Raw genomic sequence first — 10,856 nt, forward strand, 5'->3', positions numbered from 1 at the left:
GTTCTCTATTCTACATCCCAACAGAGGTTTACACAATCCTTGAAACGGTCTCAATCCCCTAGAATTTATCCCGTCGAAACAATGAAAGAAGCGCGATAGCCGCATTTGCGATTATCGCGCCATTTTTATCAAGCCCTTTTTATTTTGCTTCTCCTTCCACTTTGCAAGTCCTTGTTTTCCCTTATCACTTTCAAAATACCTTTGGATTTCCGGGAGGAGACAGCGCGCCAGCGGGTCGATCACCTGTTTCAGCTTCTTTTTCTACCGCGCCTGCCCGCCGCATAGAATAATAGTAATGCAATCATTCCGGAAGAAACAAGTATCAGGAGCGCCCACGGCTTTTGATCGCTGTGGATACCGGTTGGCACAGGAAAATCCGGCGCATAGCCCGCGTTTCTTGTGATGCTGGTCCACAGGTCCGTTTCCGGCCCGACTACAATTTCATCGGATTTCCCCGTGGCCTGGTATACGTGGCTCTGCACCGCATTATCGTCAGAGCCTTTTACAATAAACCCGGCTTCCCCCACAGGCACGCCGCCGGCGGTCGTGGCGAGAAGCGGCACTGAAATTTTATAGGTTTTCCCGGGAGTCAGGCCAAACTCATACACACCGTCTGCATTGGTATCATTCGCGGTACTGTATACAAAATCATTTCCATCCCATTCATACAGGGTAACGGTTATGCCTTTAAGCCCTTCCCCTGCGTCATATTGATTATTATGCGGATTTATATCTGAAAATACGTATCCGCTCAACAGGATTGCAGGCGTCCTCCAAATTGCGTAGAGTGTCGTTCCGCCTCTTATCGTATCGCCTGTGCTGCTTCCCGTATCTCCCGGGCCGGTAACCGTCACGACAGAGCCCGCCGCATAGCCTATCCCCCCGCCATCCGCTTGCGTATTCCACTCCTTGAAAGCATAGTTTGCCGCCGCCGGTGAAAATTCTAGGTCTGACGGCATGGGCAGCGTAACGTTCCCAATTCCATACTGCTTTACAATATTATCGCCGCCCGTACCCGCTGCGCCATGGTTCGCAATATTTGCGTCATAAACGAGGGAAGTCTGTGTCTCATAATAGTTTATTTGATAATTTGTAAGCAGGCCTTCATCAAAAGCAAGCGGCGTATTCACTACCGTTGGCGGCTCGTTCTTTACCGATGCGGTATTTTCGCTTACCGCGGCCGAACCGCTCATTGAAATATTTGTATAATTGCTGATCAGGGGGTCCGCATACAAAAGGTCCTCCGTGTAAATACCGCCGCCGTCGCCGCTGACCGCTTTGTTCGCGGTGATGGAACCGGCTGTCATATTTAAGCTTGCGGCAGTCGTCAAATATACCCCGCCGCCCGAGCTGTTGGCTTCATTCAAATCGATCGATCCGCCGGACATAGCAAGCGTTGAATCTTCCAAACGGATTCCGCCGCCGGTTCCCGTTGCGTGATTGCCTGTTATGGCGCCGCCGCCCAGGTTGAACGTTGAACCCGCGCTTACGATTACCCCGCCGCCGGTTACAGCGTTATTCCCGCTGATCGTCCCGCCGTTCATTGTGAATATCGTATTTTTGTCAATATTCACCCCGCCGCCGCGCCTTGTGCACACATTTCCCGTGACGGCGCTGCCGCTTTCCATTGTTACCGTACTGCTTTCGTTAGCGGACACCCCGCCGCCATAAGTCGCGCTGTTGCCGCTGACCGTCGTGCCTGTGTTCAGGGTAAGGCCGGACCCGTCGCCTGACACACGAATACCGCCGCCGTCCTTATTCGATGTATTTGATGTAACATTTGTGTTATTTAAAGAAACAGAGCCTTTCTTGGTGATAAATAATCCGCCGCCGTCGGATGCCGCCGAATTATTTGTAATCACGGCATCCGTAATTGTCGTTCCGCCCTCTGCGTTGATACCGCCGCCGTTCACGGAGGCTTCGTTATTTGCAATACTTACATTCGTAATCTCTATTGTACCCTGGTTATGGATGCCTCCCCCGTTGTCCGAAGTATTTCCTTCAATCCGGATACTGCCGCCGGTACCGTTTAAGGTGGCGATGCAGCTGCTTTCGATCCGCAGGCCTCCCCCATACTGGTCTGCGTTGTTTCCTGTGACCTCGCCGGATTTCATGATAAAATTGGAATTTAAACTGGCAATCAAACCACCGCCATAGACAGCCGTATTTCCACTAATTTTTCCGTCTTCCATTGTTAAGGTCGTTCCATTATCAATGTTCACGCCGCCGCCACGGTTACTGGAAACATTTCCTGTAATCGCAGTGCCGTCCATCGTAATGTTGCCCGCGTTATTTACGGACATACCCGCGCCGTAAGGGGCCGTATTACCGCTGATATCGCTGCCGGTGATCGTCATTGTTATGCCATTTGTGCTGCTTGTATCGCTTGTGCCGCGGATGCCGCCGCCGTTATCGCCCGAGCCGTTTCGGGTAATGCTTACGTCCGCGAGCGCAAGCGAAGCCCCTTCCGCAAACACACCGCCGCCGCTGCCGGTTGCGGTATTCCCTGTGATTTCCGCGCCCGTTATGGAGGTTACATTCTGTGCATAGATTCCGGCTCCGGCTCCGGCTTTATTATCTGCAATCCGTATGTTTGCAGGCACACCCGCGCCATTCGTATCTATGGTAAGCGGGCTGTTTCCTTCCGCATAGATTCCGCCGCCGTTCCCGCTCGCCGTATTGCCGGTGATGGAGCCGCCGTACATGTACATTGTCGATTTATCTGTGAGCACACCTCCGCCTACATCGGCCGTATTGCCGCTGATTTCACCGTCGTTCATCGTAAGCGTTGAGCTGTCGAGGTTCAGGCCGCCGCCCCGGTTGCTGCAAATATTATTGTTCACCACAGAACCGCTGTTCATTACAAGGGTGCTTCCGCTGTTTACAGATAAACCTGCGCCATACCCCGCGGTGTTGCCGCTGATATCGCTGTCCGTGATTGTGATTGTTATTCCGCCTGTGCCGCGGACGCCGCCGCCGTCGCCTGCGGCAATATTCCCTGTAATATCCACACCGCTGAGGGGCAGCGTATTGCCGTCGGCAAATATTCCACCGCCGTTATTTCCATGATTGCCTGATATTGTCCCGCCTGTGATTTTCGCAGTACTCCCGCCTGCGAGATGGATGCCGCCGCCGTTCCCATTCGCAGTATTATCCGCTATCGTTCCGCCGGACATTGTCAGTTTGCTGCTCGCTTCCAGATGGACGCCGCCGCCATTTCCCTGCGCGTCGTTTGCCGTAATATCCCCGCTGTCTACGATAACCGCACCGCCGCCTTTGACGTAAACACCGGCGCCATTGAACTTCACCTTGTTCTTTGTGATTGTGCCGCCGCTTATTGTGACCGTACCGCCGTCGACCGAAACGCCGCCGCCGTCGTTCGCGTAACAATTTTGTATCAGCGCCCCCGCGCCCACGGTCAAGGCCGCGCCGTTTCCCACTGAAATTCCGCCGTTTTGGGCGCCATCAAAGGTATTGCCATTGCCGTTCAACGTGATATTTTTAAGGATCAATGTGCTGTTTTCACTTAGCTCCATATGCCTGTATCCGTCCGCCGATGTTGTGATGGTTCCCGGCGTTGCAGAGCTGGAGGTAAGCGTGACAGATATTCCCGGAAGAATCGTTGCCGCCGCGCTATGGGCGGGATCATCCGCGGTGAGCGTAATGGTATATTGCAAAGCGCTGTCTGTGCAGGCGGCGGCCGCGTCACCCAGGGAGGGGAATTCCCCCACAAGCGTACCCGTGCCGATCCCGCCGCCGGAAGTAACCGTATAAGGTCCCGCCGCCATGGGCATAACAGCGATCTCTTCTTCATTTGTCGGCTGCAAGGCCCCGCTGAGGGATTCGTCGCCTGTTTGCGGCACCGTATCATCCGTACGATCTTTGCGCACAGTTGCAGCATCCCCGGTTTTTCCTTCCTCCGTTAAAACAGCAGGCGTACTACTCGCCCTATCTTCGGCTTGGGATTGCTCCGCGGGCGCGTCGGCGTCATTTTCCGCAGACGCATCGGCATCATTTTCTTCGGGCGTGGCGGTGGCATTTCCCGTTGGCTGAACCTGGGCGGGCGTGCCATCCTCCACTGCTTCATTTTCGCCCGCGGACGCAAAGCTGTCGCCTGCGGTTGATTCCACAGGCGCATCTGTTTCCGCCGCAAAAGAGTTGCACGGCACAAAAACAAGCATGGGAACACACAAAAACAAGCATAACAGTTTTTGTGCAATCCGGGATATATGTTTTGCTCTTCTTGTGCGTCTCATTCTTTTCCTTCCAAAAATTTCACCTGTATTTCATCAAAATACAGCTTCTGATTTTCTTATTGCCATATTGGCTTTTTTAATCTCCCTTGTTCCCCTCCGGAAACAGCATTGCAGCACAGCCGTTATTCATGCCTGCGGGCAGAGCGGTACCCAAAAACCAAAATCCCGGCACCGGCTGCCGCCAGTATAATCCATAAGCCCATTTGACTTTCATCGCCGGTCTTTGGCCCGCCGTCCGCGCCTTCCCCCGAAGAATCGGATGACGGCGTTGGCGAAGCCGAAGGCGCCAGGGAAGCAGACGACGACGGGGAGGCCGAAGGCGGCGACGGCGAAACGGAAGGCGACGGCGCGGCTGACGGTGAAGGGGAAGGCACGGCTGACGGCGAAGGGGAGGGCGCCGGCAACTGATACACATAGGTCCAGTGCAGTTCCGGCACCTTTTCACCGGCATCGTTTTTCATAATAACAATGGGCGTACTGCCATAGGCGTAGACCGTGATTCGATACCTGGTCGGCGTCCATTCATACGCAAAGCCGGACGGGATTTCCTCATTTATCGTATATTGAAAGGTGCCTTCCGCGGGATAATCGATCACAATACTTCCGGTGGAGTTTCCCGCCATCGTAAAATCATACCTGTTTCCCGCAGAACCCGCAGGCATCGGCGTTTCCGCCGTATCTCCCGTCAATGCATATCCTACCTGCTGGTTCGTTTGATACGGGTCGCCGCCGCTTGTCGCAAAGATTTGCACGGCGGGCAGCGCAGCGAAAAGAGTCGCTTGGGGAAGGGCTTCCCGGGCATAGCCTACAACGCCTGGCGGGAATCCGGCAAAAAGAAAAACCAAAGCCAGTACAAGCATACGCGGCAGTATATTCTGTTTTGCATTTTCCTTCTTCATGACCGTCTCCCCTTCTTGCTCCTCCGGGTCACAAGCAGGTATAAGGTCACCAGCAAGGCCAGGATGCAGGGGATCACAATCCTCCACAATAAACTTTGATCGAAAGCCGTTCCCTGCGGAGCAACCGCCGCTGCCCGGTCTGTGCCGACCGGCGCATCGCCTTGGGCTGCGTACGGATTCTGGTAGGTCGCCTCCGTTATTTTCCCCGCCAGCAGATACCGTCCGTTCGTACTGTTGGGGGTGCAGGTGCTCAGCACTACAATACGGTCCTGTGCCGAGACGGCGACTTCACGGCTATACATACTTTTTTCATAAAGGTTTTCAACATAGCTTTCCTCATGTCCCGGCATAACCGCCGGGATATACACCGAGCTGTCATAGGCGTCTGCCTCCAGGAAGGCGAAAAACTCCACACCGTGGTCTTTTCCGTCAAAATAGAGGTTTCCATATGGATGCGAATCCAGATAGCCCGCAGCCATATAGTTTCCGAAGCTTCCAAACATCGCATCCTGCTCCATATAATGGCCATAAACGATGCTGTTGAAACCGGAAAAATCCGGTTTGGAGCCGCAATCCAAAAACAGGCTGCCCGAAACAGAGTATTCACCCGTGATATCGGTGTTCAGGTACGTCACATTATTATCGGTTTGGGCTATGGGGTAGTCGATGCCCGTGCCATACACCGTCAGCCATGCAAACACATCCGGGTTGATTTGCCGCAGTGCCTCAAAGGAAAGCTCTCCTTCCCCATCATCGGGGCGGTACATCGCGTAGCTGGCCGCGTCGGCGGCGGCATACACCTTGTTTGATTGCGTGAACACAAAGCCGCCGTACAGCAGGAGCAAAACGAAAAGGCAGAGCAGCGCCGCATTAATGATCCCGTCAACAACCCTGGCGGCGCGTTTTCCAGCCCGGGCTCCGCGCCCGTCCGGCCTTTTTACCAGTTTGCTCACTTACTATGCGCTTTGCGGCGTTTCACCGCCAAATAAGCGACAATTCCGCCAACCGCTACCAAAATAAGCAGGATAAAGGGCAGGTTATCCATAAAGACGCCTGTGGGGCTGGCGCTTTGATATTCGTTCGTGAAAGCCACTGTATTGGTGCCGGCCGCGAGCAATCCCTCTACGTTGGCCGCCTCTCCCTTCTCCAGCGGGTCCGGCGTTATTGTAGCGGCCGGATCACCGGTTATGCTAACGGAAGGCAGGTATCCGGGCACGCCGGTTTCCACCAGCGTATAGGTAGTGCCTACCGGCAGGACCGTGCTTCCATTGGCGCCGTCAAAAAGCAGGTACTGCCCATTCGTTAAGTTAAATGTATTTGTCGCGGTCAGCGTACCGCTGCCGCTGAGGGTAAAGTCAACCGTTGTGGTGCTGGGCGTATTATCCGCGTTATAAACCGTCCCGGTATAGATGGTGCCCGCAGCCGCGCCCGGCGCGGCGGTGAGCGTCAGGGTGTACGCAAACGGTTTTGTTAAATCCGCATAGGGGCCCGTCACCGCTTTGCTGATCCGAAAGGTCGTATCCAGGGCATACGTATTCGCAAATATAGGTGGGGCCTTAACGCCTATCGTTCCTTCGCCGCTGGTATCCGTCACCGTATGAAAGACAATCGCATCGATTTCCGGTCCGGTGCTGCCGTTTTTCACGTATATTTTCATCTCGTAGGTCGCGGCAGAGGGCGTGATCGTGCCCGTGGCAGGAGGCGTCCCTCCTGCCTTTTCCGTCACCCAGTATACATAAACGCCCGCATGGGGAAAGGTCGTTGTAAGGACATCGTCCGAATCTTTTTCGGCGTAGTAATAGCCGCCTGTTTCCGGCGTGGGGGCTTTCAGTGCTTCGCTTCCGTCAAAGGAAATGGTCCAGTCGCTGATCGTGGGCGGCGTATCCGAGCTATCCTGCACGGATTTGGGCGTAAATTCAAATTCATACGAGCTGGCCGGAACGGCAGGAACACCGGCAGGCACCAAAAGCCGCTTGGTAATGACGGGATTTCCTGTTTGTACCTCCTCCGCCGCGAGTCCTGTTACCGGCACCGCTACTACCAGCAGCAATATCATAGCCAGTACAACCGTTAGTCCTAATCTTAATCGTTTCATGTTAATTCCCCTTAATTATATTAATTCTTACAAATTGCTATATATCCCTATACCGAATCACCGTAATTACTTTACCCTGCAGGGTATCGACCGCTACCGTGCCATACATCCGGCTGTCCGGCCCGCCATCGCGATGATCCGCGAGCAGGAATACATGTCCTTCGGGCACGGTAACCGGGAAAACAGCGCCGTTTGCAGGCAGCAGTATTTCCTGTTCATTTTGATCCGCCGCGTATGCGCCGTTGATAAACAAGCCTTCCCCGGTAATATCCACAGTGTCGCCGGAAGTGGCGATTACCCTTCGCACCTGCTGCTTCCCCCCATATTCGAGCACCACCGCATCGGATGCAATGTACTCTTTACCCGGGCGGTAATATAGGACAATATCGCCAGCCTGCACTGCCGGCTGCATACTGGTATCCGGCATGGTCATGAACCCGAACAAAAAGGTAAATAACAAAACGAGCACGGTAAGTATGACAAATATTTTGATCAGCAGCGCTAAAATATCCTGCAAAAGACCCGGCGCCTTTTTCTCATTTGCACAATCTTTTTTTGCAGCTTCCGCCGGTCCCTCGAAACGCACGTTGCTCTCCTTCATAAATATCTTGGCAATATTGTGTTATAATATATACCCGTAAAGTCCATAGATATGCTTAATTTACTATATTTCAGGTTATAAATTGAATGCGCATAAATAAATATCCACATAAATCTATTGACATATATGTGATATTTTTATGTAAAATGCAGAAGCACCCTTCCACTTTGCAGCTGCTTGTTTTCCCTTGCCACGTTCAGGATGCAGCTAAATTTCCGCAAGGATGCAGAATTTCAATAATCGTTATTGCAGGGGCAATCGCCGGGCAAATATAAGGTTCATCCCCAATATTTCCCGATTGGCTCACTGTAATCCTGTTTATTAGGTAGCAATACAATGTGGATTGCAAAGGATACTTGTGTACATATCAAAGGGAGAAGCGATGGAAAAATATGACGTTGTAATCATCGGCGCGGGCCCGGGAGGGTTCACGGCCGCTTATGCGCTGAACAAAGGAAATAAACGGGTTGCCATCGTGGAGGAAGACCTGTGGGGCGGCACCTGCCCAAACAGGGGATGTGATCCGAAAAAAATCTTTGTTTCGGGGATGGAAGCGGTGGAACGTATCAATCAATTGGCGGGCAAGGGCTTTATTCCTGTCAATTCTATCCGCTGGCCGGAACTGGCGGCGTTTAAGCGTACCTTTACGGATTCCTTTTCCGGATCGTTCAGAAAAAAATTACAAAACCGTGGCATCGAAACGATTGAGGGAACCGCAAAATTTTTAAATTCCAAACAAATACAGGCAGGCAAACAGGTGATAGAGGCCGATGCTTTTATCATTGCGACCGGGCAGCGGCCGGGCATTCCCGACATTGAGGGAAAAGAATTCCTGAAAACGAGCACGGATTTCCTTGATTTGGAGAACCTGCCTGCCCGCATAACCTTCCTTGGCGCCGGATATATTTCCTTTGAGCTCGCCTCGATTGCCAACGCCGCCGGAAGCAAAGTTACTATCATCCACCATAACGACCGGCCGTTGAAAGGGTTTGACGGGGATTTGGTATCCGATATGGTGGAAGCGTTCAAGGAAAAAGGCATCCGCTTTGTTTTCAATACGGACATCCGGAAAGTGAGCCGCCGGGGCGGGCAGCTTTTGCTGACCGGCAGTGAATATTCCGAAACGACCGATTATATTGTCTGCGCTACCGGCAGGATTCCAAACATTGAAAAACTGGGGCTTGAAAACGCAGGCGTCGAATCCGGCAGGCGCGGGATTCTTGTGAACGGGTATTTACAGACGTCGAACCCGGCCATTTTCGCCTGCGGCGATGTGGTTGACAAGAAGCAGCCCAAGCTTACCCCGGTGGCAACTTTTGAAGGAAATTACGCGGCCGGGAAAATTTTGGACGCCTCCCTTGCGGGAATTTCCTATCCCCCGGTTGTCTCTATCGTATATGGAAGCCCTAAATTGGCGGGGGTCGGCATAACGGTAAGCGAAGCAAAAAGCGCCCCGGAAAAATATGAAATCAGGGACATTGATATGACCGGCTGGTTCAATTACCGCCGCATGAACGAGCCCGTCTCGAGGGCCAGGCTGGTTTATGAGAACGGACAATTACGGGGAGCCTGTATTTTAAACAATGAAGCCGACGATCTGGTTAATTATTTGGCAATCCTCATTGAGAAAGGGATTACCCGCGAAGAAATGGGGCATATGATTCTGGGATCGCCGACAATCGCCGCCGACCTCCGCCATCTCCTTTAAACGCCGCCTTCCCCTCCTGCGGATTTTTCCAGGCCCGTCCGGCTGCCTTTTTTGAAAATGTGAAAAATCCGGGTCCATACTACGCTATCCGTTTCCTCTGTGATATACTGTTTTATTGTGCGGGGTTTCCATATAAGCCCCGGGCGGCAGGGCCGGATTTATCCAATTCGGTTATCATATCTCCGGAGGCAATAATATGATTGGCTTAATCGACTGCGGCGGTGGAATGCGCGGCGTTTATACCGCCGGCGTCTATGACCGCATGCTGGATGAAAATGCGAAAATTGATTACGGGATCGGCGTTTCCGCCGGAGCCGCCAACATGATTACCTATTTGGCGGGCCAGCACGGACGGACGCTCACCTTTTTTGCGGATTACACCTTCCGCCGTGAATACATGGGGATCGGCAACTGGCTGAAAAGCCGCAATTACCTGAATCTCGATTACATTTACACCACGCTTACCAACCGCGGCGGGGAATATCCGCTTAATTATGAGGCTTTTTCCAAAACCGCCTGTCCTTTTTTTGTGGTGGCGACGGATGCGCAAACGGGGGAACCGCATTATTTTACGCGCAGCGATATCACGCAGGACAGCTATGACGTTTTGAAGGCTTCGTGCGCGATCCCCGCCGCATGCAGGCCATATCCCGTGGGCGGGAGGCTGTATTTCGACGGCGGCGTTTCCGAGCCGATTCCCTACCAAAAAGCCTTTGACGACGGCTGTGATAAAATTATCGTGCTGATTACGCGGCAGGAAGATTATGTGAAGCCGAAGCAAAAAAACATGTGGCTGCTCGGCCGGATGCTGAAAAAATACCCGGAGATCGTGCGCCGGATCGCACACCGCCACGAAGCATATAACCGTTCCCTGGAAGAAGTCAAAAACCTCGCAATGCAAGGCCGGGCGCTTCTTATCGCGCCCGGGGACGACTGCGGCGTCAATACCTTCACCAAAAACAGGGAGGCTTTTTTACGGCTTTATGATAAGGGCTATGCGGATGGCCAAAGGGCCGCGGCTTTCCTGCGGGAAAACAGCTGAAGTTATGATTTCTACCCCTTTTCTATCACATAGCTCTCGCAATATTTTTCCTATATCTGTGCGTAGTCTCCCATATATTACTTGTCGCCTGAACTTTTTTGCTTCAAATACGATGTGGTATTTGCATTCCCATGTTGTATGTGCTAATGTGTTTTTATCCATTTTGGATACCTCCTTTGCTTTTGGATGCAGTTGGCTAGACTGCTTCCATTTTAGCATTGGAGGTTTTTTCTTGTAGCTAAAGCTTTCTTATTC

At 52.6% G+C, this 10,856-nt stretch carries 7 protein-coding genes and 1 pseudogene; 2 read left to right on the forward strand and 6 right to left on the reverse strand.

Translation table 11 applies throughout. From position 1 onward, the window contains the following. Positions 1-248: 248 nt before the first annotated feature. From BBD38_RS12865 to lepB, 5 genes are all read right to left on the reverse strand, one after another. Positions 249-4,181, reverse strand: a complete 3,933-nt coding sequence (locus BBD38_RS12865; protein ID WP_207644655.1) for a hypothetical protein — start codon at positions 4,179-4,181, stop codon at positions 249-251. 197 nt (positions 4,182-4,378) lie between these two features. After that, positions 4,379-5,155, reverse strand: coding sequence for a sortase B protein-sorting domain-containing protein (locus BBD38_RS12870; RefSeq protein ID WP_066688900.1), 777 nt, complete (start codon positions 5,153-5,155; stop codon positions 4,379-4,381). Further along, positions 5,152-6,108, reverse strand: a complete 957-nt coding sequence (gene srtB / locus BBD38_RS12875) for a class B sortase (protein WP_082989685.1) — start codon at positions 6,106-6,108, stop codon at positions 5,152-5,154. Before srtB ends, BBD38_RS12870 begins: the two co-directional genes overlap by 4 nt. After that, positions 6,105-7,250, reverse strand: a complete 1,146-nt coding sequence (locus BBD38_RS12880; protein ID WP_082989686.1) for a QVPTGV class sortase B protein-sorting domain-containing protein — start codon at positions 7,248-7,250, stop codon at positions 6,105-6,107. Before BBD38_RS12880 ends, srtB begins: the two co-directional genes overlap by 4 nt. 37 nt (positions 7,251-7,287) lie before the next feature. After that, a complete protein-coding gene (gene lepB, locus BBD38_RS12885; protein ID WP_066688903.1) occupies positions 7,288-7,851 on the reverse strand; it encodes a signal peptidase I in 564 nt (187 codons plus the stop codon). Between the two features lie 382 nt (positions 7,852-8,233). On the opposite strand from lepB, the gene BBD38_RS12890 reads away from it, so the two are divergent. Continuing rightward, positions 8,234-9,559, forward strand: coding sequence for a dihydrolipoyl dehydrogenase family protein (locus BBD38_RS12890; protein ID WP_066688905.1), 1,326 nt, complete (start codon positions 8,234-8,236; stop codon positions 9,557-9,559). Between the two features lie 196 nt (positions 9,560-9,755). Further along, positions 9,756-10,601, forward strand: a complete 846-nt coding sequence (locus BBD38_RS12895; RefSeq protein ID WP_066688908.1) for a patatin-like phospholipase family protein — start codon at positions 9,756-9,758, stop codon at positions 10,599-10,601. Positions 10,602-10,604: 3 nt separating this feature from the next. On the opposite strand, the pseudogene BBD38_RS14325 reads toward BBD38_RS12895, so the two are convergent. Continuing rightward, positions 10,605-10,763 (reverse strand): annotated as a pseudogene (locus BBD38_RS14325) (transposase); the annotation flags it as partial. Between the last annotated feature and the right edge of the window lie 93 nt (positions 10,764-10,856).

The sequence above is a fragment of the Christensenella intestinihominis genome, from assembly GCF_001678845.1.
Lineage (GTDB): Bacteria > Bacillota > Clostridia > Christensenellales > Christensenellaceae > Christensenella > Christensenella intestinihominis.